This is a genomic window from Thermoplasmata archaeon, assembly GCA_035632695.1.
Lineage (GTDB): Archaea > Thermoplasmatota > Thermoplasmata > RBG-16-68-12 > RBG-16-68-12 > RBG-16-68-12.
The window spans coordinates 26,914-42,687 of record DASQGG010000027.1 but is presented as its reverse complement, the minus strand read 5'-3'; the positions used below and the strand labels follow the sequence as shown (position 1 = coordinate 42,687).

The following is a 15,774-nucleotide window of genomic DNA, read 5'->3' as shown; positions in this document are numbered from 1 at the left end:
TCCTCCGCGGCGCCAAGCCGGTCCGGCGGCGGACGCACTCGGACGATGCGTGCGCAAACGGTTTATACCACGTCACCTTTGAATCGGGAAAGGCCGTAAGGCGAAAGGCCCAGAGGGGGACTCCGATGGCCACGGAAGCGGACACGAAGGGGCGCGGGATCAGCCGCCGACAATTCCTCACGCTCGCGGGCGCGGGAGCCGTCGTAGGCGCCGTCATCCTCGCGGCCACGAGGCAAAAAGGCATCCAGGGCCTTCTCAAGTCCGCCACCGGATCCCAGACGAGCCAGGCCACCGCGGGAAAGATCATCCGGACCCCGTCGCAGCCTACCGGCCCGTCCTTCCTTCAGAGACTCCTGGGCGGCAAGCTCTAGACGGGCTGCCCGGAGCCCGGCTCACGCGTACTCGTAGAACCCGTGACCCGATTTCTTCCCGAGCTTGCCCTCGGAGACCATCCGCCGCAGGAGGGGCGCGGGTGCGTACTTATTGCTCGCGAAGCCACGCTCCAGGACTTCGAGAATGTTCAGGCACGTGTCGAGTCCGATGAAATCCGCGAGCTCGAGCGGTCCCATGGGGTGGTTGGCGCCGAGCTTCATCACCGTGTCGATGGCCTCCTTGGTGGCGACGCCGTCCTGGAGGGCCAGGATCGCCTCGTTGATCATGGGCATGAGAACCCGGTTCGAGACGAAGCCGGGGAAGTCGTGCACCTCGACGGGGGTCTTGCCCATCCGAATGCAGACTTCGAGGGCAATTCGCAAGGTCTCCGGGCTCGTCGCTTTGCCCTGGACGACCTCGACCAGCTTCATCACGGGGACGGGGTTGAAGAAGTGCATGCCAACGAATCGATCGGGACGCCGGGTCGCAGCGGCGAGTTCACCGATGCTGATGGACGACGTGTTGCTCGCCAGGATCGTCTGCGGCGCCGCCATCCTGTCCATCTCGCGGAGGACCGACTTCTTGAGTTCGGGCTCCTCAGGAACCGCTTCAATCACGAGATCGGCCTTCGCCGCGGCGGCCATGTCCAGCGTGCCCCGAATCCGGGAGCGGATGGCCTCCTGGGCCGCGGCGTCGAGCTCCCCCTTGCTCACGGCGCGCTGGAGCCGACCCTGGATCTTGGACAGTCCTCCCAGGACGAAGCGGTCCTCGATATCCCGCATGACCACGTCATATCCGGCCGCGGCCGCAACCTGAGCGATGCCGGCCCCCATCTGTCCCGCCCCGAGGACGGCGATCGTTCGAACGGACATGGTCGCGGCATAGCCCGGGAGGCCTCTTGAGCGTATGGCCCGGCCGAACTCCACACGAGACGAACTCGAGTACGTCAGGGCCGTTCCAGGATCATCGCCATCGCGTTGCCCCCGCCGAGGCAGAGGGTCGCGAGCCCCCGTTTCGCATTTCGATCCTTCATCGCGTACACGAGCGTGGTCAGGATGCGCGCTCCGCTACACCCCAGGGGGTGGCCCAGGGCCACGGCCCCGCCGTTCACGTTGAACTTGGCGTGGTCGATTCCCAACTCCTTCATCACCGCGACGCTCGCCGCGGCATACGCCTCGTTGTGCTCGATGAGGTCGAAGTCGTCGATCTTCATGCCCGTCTTCTTCAGGATCCTGCGCACGGCCGGGATCGGCGCCTCCATGACGAGCTCGGGCTTCACGCCGGAGGTCACGTAGTCCACGATCTTCGCCAGGGGCTTGACGCCATGCCGGTCCGCGGCGGCGCGCGACAGGACCACCATCGCGGACGCCCCGTCGCTGAGCTGGGACGCGTTCCCCGCGGTGACGACCCCGTGCTCTCGGAACACGGGGGGCAACCTCGCGAGCTTCTCCATCGAGGTGTCCTGGCGGACCCCCTCGTCAAGCTCGACGCGGGGCTGCCCGGGCACGTCGACGGCGAGGATCTCCTCCTTGAACTTGCCGTCCAGCGTGGCACGCGCGGCCCGGCGGTGGCTCTCGAGGGAGAAGGCGTCCTGGTCCTCGCGGGTGACCTTGAACCGCTCGGAGACAATCTCGCCCGTGACGCCCATGTGAAACTGGTTGTAGGCGTCCCAGAGCCCGTCGTGGACCATGGCGTCCAGGAAGGGAACGTTGTTGTACCCAATCCCCCACCGCGCCTCCTTGACGAGGTAGGGGGCGCGGCTCATGGACTCCATGCCTCCCGCGACGATGACCTCCTCGGAACCCGCGCGAATCGCGTCCGCGGCGATCGCCACGCTCTTCATCCCGCTTGCGCACACCTTGTTGATCGTCACCGCCCCAATCCGATCCGGCAAGTCCGCGTACAGGGCGGCCTGCCGCGCGGGGTTCTGACCCAAGCCCGCCTGGATCACGTTGCCCAGGATGACCTCCTCGATGTCCGCGCCGACGAGTCCCGTGCGCCGCACGGCCTCCGCGACGACGAGGCTCCCGAGCTTGACGGCCTCCACGTTTCGGAACGCTCGGCCGTACTTGCCGATGGGCGTGCGACACGCGCCGGCGATGACGACCTCGGTCACCGGGTCTCCTCTCCCGTGGACGGCGAAAGAAGCCCGCACTCTATTTAACATGTCGGCGGGGCCGCGCGACTACGTGCACGGTGGCTGTACGACGCCGGCTTATCCGACGCGCGCCGCCATCCGCCGTCTCGTCCTGCGCCGGTGGCGCGGGCGAGGTGCGAACGATGGGTCTTGGAAAGAAACTCAGGGCAAGGTGGACGGTCCTGCTGGTGGCCGTCCTCGCGGCCAGTGCCATGGGCGTGCTCACGCCCACGATCAGCAACACGGAGAATCGGACCGTCCAGGTGACGGGTCAGGCCATCACGCTGACCGTCGACGGGGTCCCGACGTCGGTGGCTCCCGGCGAGGTGTTCCGCGTCGTGGCGACCCTGGCGAACAACGCGAACCGCCCGGTGCCCGCGGTGCTCCGCATCGAAGCGCGGAATCCGAACAACACGGTCCCCGACGAGATCACGATCTACGCGGGCTGCGGCGCCGAAGAGGTCGTGAGCTCGCGCACCCTGTCGTACTACATCGGCTGGAACGGCCCGCTCCTGGCCGCGCAAGGCGTCTCCTTCCCGGCGGGGACGACCGTGGCCACGCTGACCGCGGCCCTCGGCGATGCGGACTACTGGCCCGTCGTGCTCCACGAGATCGCGGAGCGTGACGAACCCGGGTACCGGTCCCTGATTGACCCGGGCCTGAACGCCACCGCCGTGGTGCGCAACTCGGGATCGGACCTCCTCAAGGTCCTGTACTACTACGGCATGGTCAACGGCTCCGCGAACCCCATGGAGTGGGCCCTCACGATGCCCTTCACCGACCACGTCGTTGCTTCGGGAAACGGCGACCAGAGCGGCTTCCTCGTGGAGATCCACCCGCAATCCCGGGGAAGCTTCGAGTTCAAGTTCTGGGCCGAGCGCCCGGATGGCCTCGGAATCCCGAACCACCCCACCTACACCTGCGGGCCGCTGTGACGGCGGCCCGTCCCCCTTTTTCCTTCCTGCGCGGACCGCTGCCCGCCGACTTTATGAACGGCATGCCCGTTGGACCCGCGGTGGTACGTTGGCCGTCCCGCCGCAACCCGAGACGCGGTCTCCCTGGAAGACGTTGTACGCCATAATCTGGATCGTGTTCGTCCAGATACTCATCGCCCTGGTCGTTTTCCCCGGGAGCATCTACCTCCACGTCGCCCTGGGTTTCGCGATCGTCTTCCTCGCGCACTACCACCAAAGCCACATCAAGCGCATGGCGATCCCCGACCGGATCCGTCGCATCGTCCGATCCACCGCGAGTCTCGCGTCGGCCCAGTTCGTCCTCGGAATCTACGCGTTCCTCGTCGTCGTCCTCGGCTGGTCGCTTCCCGGGCTCGAGGTCGTCCTCGTCCTTCACCTGGTCGTGGCCCTCGCGATCCTGAGCCAAGCGTCCTCCGCCGCGACGGCGTACGACATGTGGGAGGAACGGGAGTTCGAACGCGTCGAGGTCCCGACCCCGAGGGCCTGAGGGCTCGGCGGCGGGAGCCGGCGACGTCGGATGGGGTGAGGGAACGGCGGAGGAGTCCGGTTCGGCGGCATGGGTCAATCGGGATGGCAGGCTCCTCTTCCTGGAGAAGACCGTCCGGACCGTGCCGTACGGATTCCTCGGCGTGGTCTTCGGCGTCTACCTGGCCCAGCTCGGCTTCGACCCTGTGGCGGTGGGCGTCGTCCTCACCCTGACGGTCCTGAGCAGCGCCTTCTACACGTTCGCCGTGAGTCTTCTGGCCGACCGGATCGGGCGGCGGAAGACCCTCGTCTTCTTCGCCCTCACCGACTGCGTGGCGGGCGCGCTCCTGTTCAGCTCGACGGACTGGTGGGCCCCCGTCTTGGCGGGCATCGTCGGGAACATGTCCGTGGGCGCCGGGGAGGTGGGACCCTTCCTTTCCCTGGAGCAGGCCATGCTCCCGCGGACCACTTCGGCCTCCCGAAGGACGCTGGCCTTCAGCGTATACAACCTCGTCGGGTACGGCGCCTCCGCCGTCGGCGCGCTGCTCGCGGGACTCCCGAGCTATGTGGGGTACCGGCCGCTGTTCCTCGGCTACATGGTCTCGGGCCTCGTGGGCATGGTTCTCTACGCGTCCCTGTCCAGAGGGGTCGAACTCGAAGGACGAGCGCAGCGGTCCGTCCTGTCGCCCCGAGCCCGGCCGATCGTGCTGCGCCTGTCCGGCCTCTTCGCGATCGACGCCTTCGGGGGTGGCTTTGTCGGGTCGAGCATCCTCTCCTACTACTTCTACCTCCGATTCGGACTGCCGATGCCTGAACTCGGTGCCATCTTCTTCTTGACCCAGCTCGTGACCGCCCTGTCCTTCCTCCTGGCCGAGCGCATCGCGCGGAGAATCGGCCTCCTCCGGACCATGGTCTTCAGCCACGTGCCGTCGAACGTCTTCCTGATTGCCGTGGCCTTCGCGCCGACGCCCGCCACCGCCGTCGCCCTCCTCCTGTGCCGCCAGTCCCTGTCCCAGATGGACGTGCCCACGCGGCAGTCGTACGTCATGGCGATCGTGGACGAGGAGGACCGCACCCCCGCGGCGGGACTCACGAGCGCGACGCGCACGGTGGCGTCGTCCATCAGCCCCTCGATTGCGGGATACGCGCTTCAGAGCCTCTGGCTCGGCACGCCCCTGGTCGCTGCCGGGGGCCTCAAGCTCCTCTACGACGGCCTAATCTACCGGAGCTTCCGCAAGACCCATCCGCCCGAGGAGAACGGGGAACGAGCCCCCTGAAGGGGGCTCTGCCGCAGCGTCGGAATCGGCGTTAGACTTTAGTAGCAGACCGGTCGTCGGTGCGCACGGAGGAGAGACACATGAAATGGGTGACCAGAGAGAAGGCCAAGGTGGACCGGATCGCGTGCCCCTGGTTGATCACGCGGTTCGTGGACCCGGAAGCCGAGTTCCTGTTCGTCCCGCGGGAGAAGGTCTTGGACGTCGCCAAGGCGGAGGGCGCCATCCCCTTCGACACGCCCGGCGCGGAGCTCCATCACTTCAAGGAGGGGGACGACGAGCGGTGCAGCTTCGATGCGATCATCAAGAAGTACAGGCTCACGGACCCGGCCCTCTTGAGCATGGCGGAGATCGTCCGCACCGCGGATGCGGCTCCTCGAAGACCGCGGCCCGAGGGAGCCGGTCTCGAGGCGCTGGCCCTAGGGTTCCGCACGAACGCCAAGGACGACTTCGACAACATGCGCCTCCAGTTCCCCGCGTACGACGCCCTCTACACATACAGCAAGCTCACGGTCGAGGGCAAGGGCAAGCTGGAGCACGCGGCCCGATGAGCCTCGAACCCCGCGGTTTCGTCGACCTCCCGGCACACCGAGGTGAGGGAGGCTTCGACCATGCGGCGATCCACGGCCCCGCGGGTCACCTGTACGTGGCCCACCCCGCGAACGACTCCGTGGACATCATCGATCTGCGGGAGAATCGCTACCTGCGTTCGGCTACCGGCCTGAAGGGGGTCGCGGGCGTCCTGGTGTCCGAGGACCGGAACCTCGTCTTCACGTCGAACCGCGGGGAGGACACGGTCAGCCTGTTCGAGGAGGGGAAGGAGGCCGACGCGGTGAAGGTGAAGGTGGGTCTGCATCCGAACGGACTCGCGTTCGCCCCGGGTCATCGCCTCCTCCTCGCGGCGAACGTCGGCGATCCCAGCATCCCGAGGTCGACGACGGTCTCCCTGGTGGACACGGCCGCGAGGGCGATGCTCGCCGACCTGCCCGTCCCGGGCCGCACGCGCTGGACCTTGTACGATTCGAAGACCCGGGCGTTCTACGTGAACATCCGGGATCCGCCGGAGATCGTCGTCATCGATGCGCCGCACCCGGACCGCATCGCCCGTGTCCTGCCCGTTCCCGCGGGCGGCCCCCATGGGCTGGACCTGGACCCGATCCGCGGCCGCCTGTACTGTGCGTGCGACGACGGGAAGCTCGTCGTCCTCAATCGATCCTCCGGCGAAGTCCTCGGCGAACGCCCGCTGAGCGGGGCGCCCGACGTGGTCTTCCTCAACGGACGCCTCGACCGTCTGTACGTGGCCATCGGCGACCCCGGAGTCATCGACGTGTTCGACACGCGGACCCTGGACCGCGTCGAGTCCCGGCCCACGGAGCGTGGCGCGCATACCCTGGCGTTCGATCCCACGCGCGACCGGGTGTACGCGTTCCTCCCCGCCAGCCATCGGGCCGCCGTGTTCGAGGACGTCGAGCCGGCGTAGGGTCAGCGGAGGTTCTCGGGAATCAGGCGCTCCACGATGGCCGTGTCCAGCCACGCGCCATCCAGCTTCCCGTGCTTCTCGTACGTCCCCAGCTCGGGGAAGGAGCCGTCCGGTTTGGGCGGAGTCCGCGCCTGCGTATGAGGGTGACGTCGCGAGCGGGATCAGGACAAAACCCGAAGGTCGCGCTCGAGGATGGCGGCCTCCTTCTCGGCCAGCTCTCCACGTGCGACGGACACCAGGAAGATGCCTTGGGAGGGGAGGATGGACTCGTTCACGCGGGCCAGGAACAGCGCCGTGTCGCGGAAGCCGTTGGTCTCCACGAGCAGGGACAACCCTTCGAGCAGGATGGCGGCTCGGCCGCGGTTCACCGTCAGAAAGTGCTCGATGGCGTTCGTCAGCCCGACGAGCGAGCTCGGCGGGACGCGGTCTCCGCCGGGTTCCGTGGTCAGCTCGAGGATCCGTACGCCCCCGAGTCCCTGCTCGCCCCGCACCCGGTCCGCATCGCGAGGCGTGACCAAGAGGCAGGGCACGGACCGGATGGAGAGCGCGCGGAAGACCCGGTAGCCCAGGTCCGGCGGCCCTCCTCGGATTAGGTACGACTGCCCTTCCTGCACGTCCCGGGGGAGCGCGACTCGCGAGGCGGAGGTCGGCGGGGGAACCCTCGCCCTCTCGATGCCGCGGATCTTGGCCTTGAGGCTCTCGTCATCGGGGTTGCGCCGTTGGGCCTCCGAGTATGCGTTGAGCGCCTCGGGCTCGCGGTCCATCCGGGCCAGGACGTCCCCGCGGGCCACCCACACGTCCCAATCGTTCGGAGCGACCGCCGCGAGCCGGTCGTACGTTTCCAGGGCGGCCTGGAACTCCCCGCGCTCCTGCAGGACGCGCCCGCGGTTCAGGAGCGCCGCGGCGTTCGTGGGCTCGAGCCGCAGGACCAGATCCAGCGCTTCGAGCGCCTCCTGGGACTTCCCGGACCGCCGCAGGGCGACCGCGCGGCCGAGGAGCGCGGTGCGGTGGTCGGGCTCGGCGTCAAGCACCTCGTCGAAGAGATGGAGGGCGTCCGAGAACTGACCGGCAGCGCTTGCGGCGAAGGCGCGCCGCAGGAGCGGACGCACGTCCACGGGAGGCGGGGGAGGAATCGCCTCGGCGGGAGGAGTCTCCAGGAACTCGGGCTCGGGTGGTGACGATGGCAGCCGGTCCAACGCCGCCTGCGCAGCCTCGCGCAGGACGGGATCCTCCAGAGCGGAGGCCATCCGCGCGAGCTCCTGCCGCGCGCGATCGCGAAGCCACTCCGCGTACGCCTCGGTCTGGGCGATCCTCCCATAGTCGGAAATCCGGGCTTCGACGGTGGCGTGGTCGGGCTCGAGCTGGCCCGGGTCACCCAGGGCCTCCTGCGATGCGGCAGGGGCGTGATAGGACGGCGGTGCCCGGGGACCGAAGTATCCGCGACCCAGGAGTCCCTGCCTCACCAGGAAGCGCATCGCCGCGGACCGGTCCCCCCCGAACTCCTTGGAGGCAAAGCGCTCCAGGGATCCGAACGTGGATGCGTCCCAGCCGCTCGTGAGGACCTTCCGACGCCGGATGCGGACCGGGGGCGCGGGAGCCGCCGAGTCGTCCTCGGCGTCCGATGCGGCGACCACGGCGACCGCGACATCGCCCTCCCCCGGTGCGGGTGCAGTGATTCCCGGTGGCAGTTGCGAAAGTCCGTCCGGAGCCTCTGCCCCCCCGAGCGTGCCACCCGGCGCGGCCGGGAGCTGGCTCCAAGGACTCCCACGGAAGGCGAGGAGATGGATGACCTCCCCGCCCAGGACCGTCCATTCCGCCGAGGAATCCGCCGCAACCCAGGTCTGCCGAGTCCCGGGACCCTGCGCGAGTTCGGCGAGACGGAGAAGCCATGCCTTCGCGAGCTCAATCGCCTTTCCGGCGATAACCTGATGCGTTAGGAACGTCGCGGCGGAGGACTCACCCCGGAGCCCGTCCGCGAGGTCCGGGGAGGCTCGCGCCCACGGCTCGGGGCCGTCGAACACTTCCATGGCCTCCACACCGGCAGCGCCGAGCACAATCATGCCACACGGGTCGCCTTGAATAGACGAAGGGGACGGCGTCGCGCTTGGCAGCGACGCGGCGGAGGATGCCATCCCGAGAGCCGCCATGAGATCGTCGGTGTTCCTGACCGAGGGGGCTCGGGTGGCGATGAACTCACGAACCGCCTCCCACACGAGCCCCTGGTCGCGCGACATCAGCGCCTGTCGGACGCGGAGAGGAGCGACGGACCCACCGAGCTCGAGGGGCGCGTGGGCCCGGACGGGGGCCGAGGCGTGAACGCACCTCACCTCCACGTCCACCATCGATCGGGGGTCCACGAGGACGCCGCGGGTGATGCCGCGGGACGCAGTCCCCTCCCCCGCCAAGAGCGTCCCGGGCGGGAGGAAGATCCGGCGGCGCGACTCGTTGCGAATCCGCACCCGGTCAATCCTACCCGGGTCGATGAACGAGACCTCGTCCGCCACCTCGTTCGCCAAGACGTAGCCTCGCGCGCCGCCACGGCCCATGAGGATCGACAGGACCACGGCCGAGCCGTCGTCGGACAACGAGGGCGTTCCAATCGACCGTCCGTCGCCCTCGACGATGCCCCTCGCGAAGCGCGCGAGGGGCGACTCCCCGGTGGAAGGCATCCCGGCCCTTCTTGAACTGGATCGACACCGTGTATATCCGGTATTTCAGCCTATCAATGTCAAACGACCCCGCGTTGACAAAGGCCGACGACCCCGAAACGTAGCGGGCGCGAGGGGATTCGAACCCCTGTCTTAGGCTCCGAAGGCCCATAGCCTAGTCCAAACTAGCCGACGCGCCCGGCCGCCAAACCGTGCTGGCCGATAAAAGGATTCCTCACCGCCATGCCAGACTCAGTCGCCGACGATTTTCTTGTACGCCGCGGCATCGAGGAGCTTCGAGAACTCCGCGGGGTTCGAAAGTTCGAGGAGGACCATCCATCCTGCGCCGTACGGGTCCTTGTTCACCTGCTCCGGCGTGTCGTCGAGGACCTTGTTCACCTCGGCGACCTTGCCGCTCAGCGGCGAGTAGATCTCGCTCACGGCCTTCACGGACTCCACGGTGCCGAGGACCTCGCCCTGGGCGACCGTCTTACCGACCGGCGGGAACTCCACGTAGACGACGTCCGTCAGCTCGTTCTGCGCGTGGTCTGTGATGCCCATGCGAGCGCGCTTCCCCTCGAGCTTGGCCCACTCATGGTTCTTCGTGTAGCGCAGGTCGTCGGGGATCTTCGACACAACGACACCGAGCCGCCACGAAGACTCCGAGCCGTTATGAGGATTTCGGGCTAGCGTCCTTTCCAGTTCGCGCCCCATGCCTGATGGACGAAAATCTCTTGGCTGCGGATCTTGTGGATGTGGTGCGCGACGATGGCGAGGAGGAGGACCGCGACGAGCCCCACGGTGAGGAGCAGGTACACCGGGTTCCGGGCAATCGACGTCAGGAAGTCGTTGATGGTCGTGCCCAGGTCAGCCACGGACTGATGCCTCGGCGAACAGGTTCCCAGGGCCCCGGAAAAACCTTTCTCCGTGAAGCCCGGATTCGATAATCAACTGCTCCAGCTCCCCCTCCTGGAACAGATGGTAGTACCGCGGAATGACCACGCCGTCGGGCATGGTCCAGGGGACCTCGATGTCGCCCTGCACCTCCCGCGGCAGCTGACGGCGCGCGTCGACCGCCTTCCGGAACCGCGGCTGGTCCAGCGCCCACACGCTCACGAACACGCGACCCCGCGAGGCCACGATGCGGCGGAGCTCGCGGAGCGCGCGGACCCGCTCCCCGACGGTCGGGAGATGGTGCAGCACGGCGACGCAGATGGCGGCATCCATGCACCCGTCGCGCAGGGGCAACGTGGTGGCCTCCGCCTGGATCCAGGCGATGTGCGCGCCCCAGACGCGACCGCGGGAGCCGCGACGTCCAATCAGGAGGAGGTTGCGGGCGAAGTCGACGGCCACGATGGAACGGCCCGTGGAGGCCAAGGTGCGCGCATGGCGGCCGTTGCCGCAGCCCACGTCCGCGATCCGCGCGGCCTCGGGCAGGGAGGATCCGAACTGGAGAACCTCGGGCCACGGCTCCTCGCGCGAGGCGGCGAAGGGCTCCGCGATGCGCTCGTAGGTCGCGCGAACCTCCGCCTTCGTCGCGAGGGCCACGATGCCGAAAGGCGCCTGCGGCCCGATAAAGGGCGCGCCTAGGTCTCGAGGGCCGCGCGATCCACCTCGGCGATGACGCGGCTCCGGATCTCGCCCAGGGAAGGAAGCTCGGCCGCTGGCTCACCCCGGTCCAGGTACTGAACGTAGGCGGGCTTCATGGTCGCCCCGCACGTCGGACACTTGCTCACGCCGACCTCGTACGTGCCGTCCTTGGGGCATCGCAGGGGTTCCTTGCGCGCGCCGAACTTGCCGCGCTTGGCCACGGGCGTTCCGTTGATTTCCACGATGTCGCAGGCGAAGTCGATCGTCGGGGCGTTGCTCAAGGACGTCCCGATGCCGAAGCCGTCGGCCCCCGCGGCCAGGAGCGCGGGGATCGTCTTCTCGTCGATGTTCCCGGACACGTAGATCTTGACGTCCTTGTGCCCGCGGACGTCAAGCTCCCACCGGATCTCGCGCACAATCTGCGGGAAGTTACCGCGCCGGGACGCAGGCGTGTCCAGGCGCACGCCGACGAGGTCGGGGATCTCCTCGAGGGCGAGCAGGGTCTCCGTCTTCTCGTCGTAGTACGTGTCCACGAGGGCGATCCGCGGCACGCGCTTCTCCAGGTACTTCTGGACCGCGTGGAACGCCTCGCGGGGCCCGCCCATGACGATGACCAAGGCATGGGGCATGGTGCCCATGGCGGGTAGGCCGAGGATGGACGAGCCCAACGGCGTCGTGATCGCGTCCAGCCCGCCCACGTACACGGAGCGCTCGATGAGCGGGGCGATCCCCGGGTGCATCCGCCGCACTCCGAAGGAGAAGATCTGCTTGCCGTTCGCCAGCTTGCGGAGGCGCGCCGCCTTCGTCGCGATGCCGCTCGTCTGACAGATCAGGCCCAGGACGGGCGTCTCGTACAGCGCCCAGTCACCGTACGGGCCCTGGAGGCTCATCACGGGCAACGGAACCCCCCGTGGGGTGCGCGGCTGGAACAGGGTTCCCTCCGGGAGCGACCACAGGCTCGTACCCTTGCCCTTCAGGAGATGGACGGCCTCCTCGACGCCGGCCAGGATGCCCCAGGGCCAGCCGTTCGGCAGACCGCCCGTGGTCACCTCCGCGTCCACGACCGTGCGGTCCTTCCCCGCCTTCTTGAGGACCTCCAGGGTCCGAAGGAAGTAGACGTCCGTGGTCTTGCCCGCGTGGATCTCGTCCTCCGTGGCGATGTAGAAGTCCCGGCCCCGGTCCGACCCGGTCATGGTGTCCCGGGCGCTACCTGCCTCGGGAGATATAGGTTTTGGTCTAACCTTCCGGGAGGGCCGCGAGCCGCTCGGCATACCGCACGAGGAGGTCCGCGGCGCGGACGGTCTCGCGCAGGGAGACCCGCTCGTCGGGAACGTGGATCCGCGCGGTCTCGCCGGGACCGAAGACGACGCACCGCGGGTTGTGCGCCGCGTACCACGCCATCTCCGTGGCGTACGCGACGCCGCGGATCTCCGTGCCTGCGAGTTCCTGCAGCGCGCGGACGTGGGCGGCGTCGAACGGCACGCCCGCGGGCGGGACCTCGTGGACCAGCTCGAAGGTCACCTCCCCTCCGGGCTCCTGGAAGGCGTTGCGGAGAAGGGACTCGACCTCGGACTTGGGGCTCGCCGGCGGGTGGCGGCAGTCCAGTTCGACTGTGCAGGCGTCTGCCACCACGTTCGGGGCGACGCCGCCGCGGATCTGGCCCGGGTTCACGGTGATCTCGCCGAGGACGTCGCGGGGGCGCGACAGGGGTTCCAGGCGGCCCAGGGCCCTCGCCGTGCGCTGGATCGCGCTGTCCCCGAGATGCGGGAGGCTCCCGTGGGCGCTGCGGCCATGGGTCGTCACGCGGTACCAGAGGACGCCCTTCTCGGATGCGATCACATGGAGGGACGTCGGCTCGAGGACAACGACCGCCGCGGCTTCGCGAACGACCGGGGAGGCGGCGAGCGCCTTGGAGGCCGCCATGGTGGTCTCCTCGTCCGTCGTGAAGAGGAGGGACACGGGCTTGCCGCGCTCGACCAGAGTGCGTGCCGCGGCCAGAGCGGCGACGCAGCCCGCCTTCATGTCCGCGCTGCCGCGGCCGTACAGGATGTCCCCTTCCCAGACCGCCTGCCCCTTCGTCCAGCCTGAGGCGACGGGCACCGTGTCGAGATGGCCGTTCAGGAGGAGCCCGCCCGGCCCGGAGGACGCTTCGATCGCCCCGAGGCCTTCGTGGACGGTCGGGCGGAGCCCGATTTCCTCCGCGGAGGCGCGTGCGGCCTCGAGGATGCCCGATACGCCGGTTTCGGCAGAGGAGGGCATGCGTACGAACTCGGTGAGCTTCGTATGTATCAATTCCATCTCGTTCATACGCCCCTCCGGTCCAGTTCGTTCTGGACAAGGACGATGGCTTGGTCCGTATGGACAGCGAGGGGGCCGAGGCCGATGACCAAGGCATCCCGCGCGAGGACGGCTCGCTCCTCGTCCGGGGTCAGGTCTTGGTTGTCCGAGAGCACGAAGGTCGCGTCCGCGGGAACCGGCGTCCCGCGGATATCCTTGCCGCCCTCCTTCAGGTACACGAACGTGGGTCCGAGTCGGTCCAGGGACTCCGGGAAGGAGGTCTTCGACGCAAGGATCCCGGGCCAGACCTCCCGCTCGACCCGGGAACCGTGCTCGAGCGCCTTGCGGACGAGCGCCGCATTGCTCCGCAGGTCGGGCTGATAAGTCCGGACCCGGTGGCCAAGAATCCGGACGAGCCGGGGCGGGTCCGGAGGACCGAGCAGCAGCAGGTCCGCTTCGGCGTCGCGGCGGATGTCGTGGGCCAGGAGGAGTGCGGCGTTCGCGGCACTCAGGAGGATGTCCATCCGGCCGGCGCCACCCGCGAGATCGTCCAAGGTGAAGTCGGGCGTGGTGACCGCGCGGTGCCCGACGACCAGGAAGCGGCGCACGCCTGCGGATGGAGGCAGGCGCGCTTAAGGCTTCAGGGGTGAACCGGGATCTGGCCCGCGAAGCCCATGGCCGCCATCCGGTTCACGATCTCGTGGAGCTTCTCGACGGACCAGTCGTCCTCGACGATCTTCTCGAACACACCCTGCGTGAGGAACGCGATCTCCGCGCGGTTGAAGAGCTCCATGTACGGGACGATCGCCACGCGGAGGACGGCCAGGTTCCCGGACGGGTAGATCTGGGCCTCCGCCCCGAGACGGTTCCCGGACTTGGTGAGCTCGCCGAACGGCACCATCTTCCGGACGAGGTACGCCTTGGCCTTGCTGCCCAGGATGGCCTTGTGGAGGTAGTATTGGCCCGTCCAATCGTGCTGCTTGATGTCGAACCCCGAGTCGATGAGCGCCTTCTCGTACGCCGCGAGGAGGTCCTGGATGCGGCGCCCGGGGAAGACGAGGACGGCTGTCGCTCCCGATGTCATGCGATCGGCCGGCAGGAGCCGCCGGAGACTATCAAAGGGAGCCCGCGAATTTCGTCATTGATACGCAGTCAGGCCTCGCGCCGGCGCCTCGACCGGCCGTAGGACTCGATGCGAGGACGCGCTGCGAGGTCTTCCAGCACCTCCCGATGGAACGGGACGAGCGGCAGCCGACGTGCCTCGTCCGGCGTTACCCACCGGACGCCCGCGGAGGCGTGGAGCCGCCCCTGCGCCGAACATGCGAACACGGCCCCGGACCACCGACGGTGGGAGAACGCGTGGGCGACGCGGGCGACCTCCCCGCGGACCGTGATCGCCAGTCCGGTCTGCGCAGACACGAGGGACCGGAGTCCCCCATGTGCGGCGGACCCGGAGGGAAGTTCGCCTCCCGGCAAGGACCAGAGACCTCCGAGAATCTCCCGACTCCCGCGGCGCACGAGCAAGGTGCGGCCGCGCGAGACAACGTAGGCAAAGGCCACCGGCACGGTCCGCGGCCGCCGCCGGGCGAGGATCCGCGGCAGGGTGGACTCGATCCCGGCACGATGGGCGAGGCAGAGATCGACGAACGGGCAGTCGGAACATCGAGGACTCCGCGGGGTGCAGACCGTGGCGCCGAGTTCCATCATCGCCTGATTGAACGGACCCGACCGCCCCACGGGGACGAGCCCGTGCGCGAGCTCCTGAATCCGGGCGCGACCGGGGGACGAGGTCACGTCGACCTCGACGCGGAAAAGGCGGGTCACGACGCGCGTCACGTTCCCGTCGACCGCCGGGATGCGCTCTCCAAACGCGATGGAGGCGACCGCTCCGGCCGTATACGGGCCGATGCCGGGCAAGGTGGCCAGTGTCGCGGAATCGGTCGGAATCCGGCCGCCGTGGTCGCGGACGATGGACTTCGCGGCCGCGAGGAGGTTCCGCGCGCGGCGGTAGTAGCCCAGCCCCTCCCAGGTGTGGAGCACGTCCTCTTCGGGCGCCGCGGCCAGCGCCTCGACCGTCGGGAACCGCTCCAGGAACCGCTCGTAGTAGGGCCGGCCTGTGGCCACACGGGTCCGCTGGAGCAGGTACTCTGCGAGCAGGATGCGGTACGGATCCGTCGTCCGGCGCCAGGGCATGTCCCGGTGGCCCGCGTCGAACCAGGGGAGGAGGAGCGCCTGCACCTCGCGCGGCGACGGGCCGTCCACGTTGCTGCCATGGCGGCGCCGCTACTTAACGAGCCGCGCAACCCGAAACCCTTTCCCCGACGGCCCCGGTGGGCCTGGGGATGAGCTACCGCGGATCCCTCCTGGCACGCATCGCCGGGACCGTGCTCATCGCCTTTGTCTGGTTCGCGTTCCTCTTCGTGTACGTGACGTTCCTTCCGAGCCCGAACATCGCGACGGACCTGACGATTCTGCTCGTCACGGGGCTCGCGGACGCCGCGGTCATTGGGCTTCTATGGCTCGTCTGGTTCCTGCGGGACCGGAAGGCCTTCTGAGG

General features: G+C 68.5%; 18 protein-coding genes and 1 tRNA gene. 7 read left to right on the top strand and 12 right to left on the bottom strand.

Going from position 1 to position 15,774, the window contains the following annotated elements:
• The first annotated feature begins 125 nt into the window (after positions 1 to 125).
• Positions 126 to 371, top strand: coding sequence for a twin-arginine translocation signal domain-containing protein (locus tag VEY12_02095; protein HYM38923.1), 246 nt, complete (start codon positions 126 to 128; stop codon positions 369 to 371).
• Positions 372 to 392: 21 nt separating this feature from the next.
• Here the strand turns inward: VEY12_02095 and VEY12_02090 are convergent, their stop codons facing one another.
• Entirely contained in the window at positions 393 to 1,244 is an 852-nt protein-coding gene (locus tag VEY12_02090; GenBank protein ID HYM38922.1) for a 3-hydroxybutyryl-CoA dehydrogenase, read from the bottom strand.
• A 74-nt stretch (positions 1,245 to 1,318) separates the two neighbouring features.
• The gene (locus VEY12_02085; protein ID HYM38921.1) at positions 1,319 to 2,488 is read right to left on the bottom strand and encodes a thiolase family protein; all 1,170 of its coding nucleotides are present in this window, start codon (positions 2,486 to 2,488) and stop codon (positions 1,319 to 1,321) included.
• 164 nt (positions 2,489 to 2,652) lie between these two features.
• On the opposite strand from VEY12_02085, the gene VEY12_02080 reads away from it, so the two are divergent.
• The 5 genes from VEY12_02080 to VEY12_02060 all read left to right on the top strand — a co-directional run bounded on the left by VEY12_02080 (position 2,653) and on the right by VEY12_02060 (position 6,702).
• A complete protein-coding gene (locus VEY12_02080) occupies positions 2,653 to 3,444 on the top strand; it encodes a hypothetical protein (GenBank protein ID HYM38920.1) in 792 nt (263 codons plus the stop codon).
• 88 nt (positions 3,445 to 3,532) lie between these two features.
• Entirely contained in the window at positions 3,533 to 3,970 is a 438-nt protein-coding gene (locus tag VEY12_02075; GenBank protein ID HYM38919.1) for a hypothetical protein, read from the top strand.
• A 121-nt stretch (positions 3,971 to 4,091) separates the two neighbouring features.
• Positions 4,092 to 5,225: an MFS transporter gene (locus tag VEY12_02070; protein ID HYM38918.1), complete on the top strand. Its 1,134-nt coding sequence runs from the start codon at positions 4,092 to 4,094 to the stop codon at positions 5,223 to 5,225.
• 80 nt (positions 5,226 to 5,305) lie between these two features.
• Complete coding sequence (locus VEY12_02065) at positions 5,306 to 5,773, top strand: chromate resistance protein ChrB domain-containing protein (GenBank protein HYM38917.1); 468 nt, start codon at positions 5,306 to 5,308, stop codon at positions 5,771 to 5,773.
• The gene (locus tag VEY12_02060; protein HYM38916.1) at positions 5,770 to 6,702 is read left to right on the top strand and encodes a hypothetical protein; all 933 of its coding nucleotides are present in this window, start codon (positions 5,770 to 5,772) and stop codon (positions 6,700 to 6,702) included. Before VEY12_02065 ends, VEY12_02060 begins: the two co-directional genes overlap by 4 nt.
• Positions 6,703 to 6,863: 161 nt before the next feature.
• On the opposite strand, the gene VEY12_02055 is transcribed toward VEY12_02060, so the two are convergent.
• From VEY12_02055 to VEY12_02010, 10 genes are all read right to left on the bottom strand, one after another.
• Complete coding sequence (locus tag VEY12_02055; protein HYM38915.1) at positions 6,864 to 9,371, bottom strand: DUF6569 family protein; 2,508 nt, start codon at positions 9,369 to 9,371, stop codon at positions 6,864 to 6,866.
• A 104-nt stretch (positions 9,372 to 9,475) separates the two neighbouring features.
• Positions 9,476 to 9,550 (bottom strand) — tRNA-Arg (locus VEY12_02050).
• 52 nt (positions 9,551 to 9,602) lie between these two features.
• Entirely contained in the window at positions 9,603 to 9,986 is a 384-nt protein-coding gene (gene gcvH, locus VEY12_02045) for a glycine cleavage system protein GcvH (protein ID HYM38914.1), read from the bottom strand.
• 50 nt (positions 9,987 to 10,036) lie between these two features.
• Positions 10,037 to 10,225 carry a hypothetical protein gene (locus tag VEY12_02040; GenBank protein HYM38913.1) on the bottom strand — a complete coding sequence of 63 codons (189 nt, stop codon included), beginning with the start codon at positions 10,223 to 10,225 and terminating at the stop codon, positions 10,037 to 10,039.
• Positions 10,218 to 10,898 carry a class I SAM-dependent methyltransferase gene (locus VEY12_02035; protein HYM38912.1) on the bottom strand — a complete coding sequence of 227 codons (681 nt, stop codon included), beginning with the start codon at positions 10,896 to 10,898 and terminating at the stop codon, positions 10,218 to 10,220. Before VEY12_02035 ends, VEY12_02040 begins: the two co-directional genes overlap by 8 nt.
• A gap of 38 nt (positions 10,899 to 10,936) precedes the next feature.
• A complete protein-coding gene (locus VEY12_02030; protein HYM38911.1) occupies positions 10,937 to 12,133 on the bottom strand; it encodes a nicotinate phosphoribosyltransferase in 1,197 nt (398 codons plus the stop codon).
• Between the two features lie 43 nt (positions 12,134 to 12,176).
• Entirely contained in the window at positions 12,177 to 13,247 is a 1,071-nt protein-coding gene (locus tag VEY12_02025) for a M20/M25/M40 family metallo-hydrolase (GenBank protein HYM38910.1), read from the bottom strand.
• Positions 13,244 to 13,825, bottom strand: coding sequence for a tRNA (pseudouridine(54)-N(1))-methyltransferase TrmY (gene trmY / locus VEY12_02020; protein HYM38909.1), 582 nt, complete (start codon positions 13,823 to 13,825; stop codon positions 13,244 to 13,246). The genes VEY12_02025 and trmY overlap by 4 nt, the downstream gene beginning before the upstream one ends.
• A gap of 32 nt (positions 13,826 to 13,857) precedes the next feature.
• A complete protein-coding gene (locus tag VEY12_02015; GenBank protein ID HYM38908.1) occupies positions 13,858 to 14,301 on the bottom strand; it encodes a hypothetical protein in 444 nt (147 codons plus the stop codon).
• A gap of 68 nt (positions 14,302 to 14,369) precedes the next feature.
• The gene (locus VEY12_02010; GenBank protein HYM38907.1) at positions 14,370 to 15,479 is read right to left on the bottom strand and encodes an A/G-specific adenine glycosylase; all 1,110 of its coding nucleotides are present in this window, start codon (positions 15,477 to 15,479) and stop codon (positions 14,370 to 14,372) included.
• 80 nt (positions 15,480 to 15,559) lie between these two features.
• Between VEY12_02010 and VEY12_02005 the strand changes: the two genes are divergently transcribed.
• Positions 15,560 to 15,772, top strand: coding sequence for a hypothetical protein (locus VEY12_02005; protein ID HYM38906.1), 213 nt, complete (start codon positions 15,560 to 15,562; stop codon positions 15,770 to 15,772).
• Positions 15,773 to 15,774: the final 2 nt, after the last annotated feature.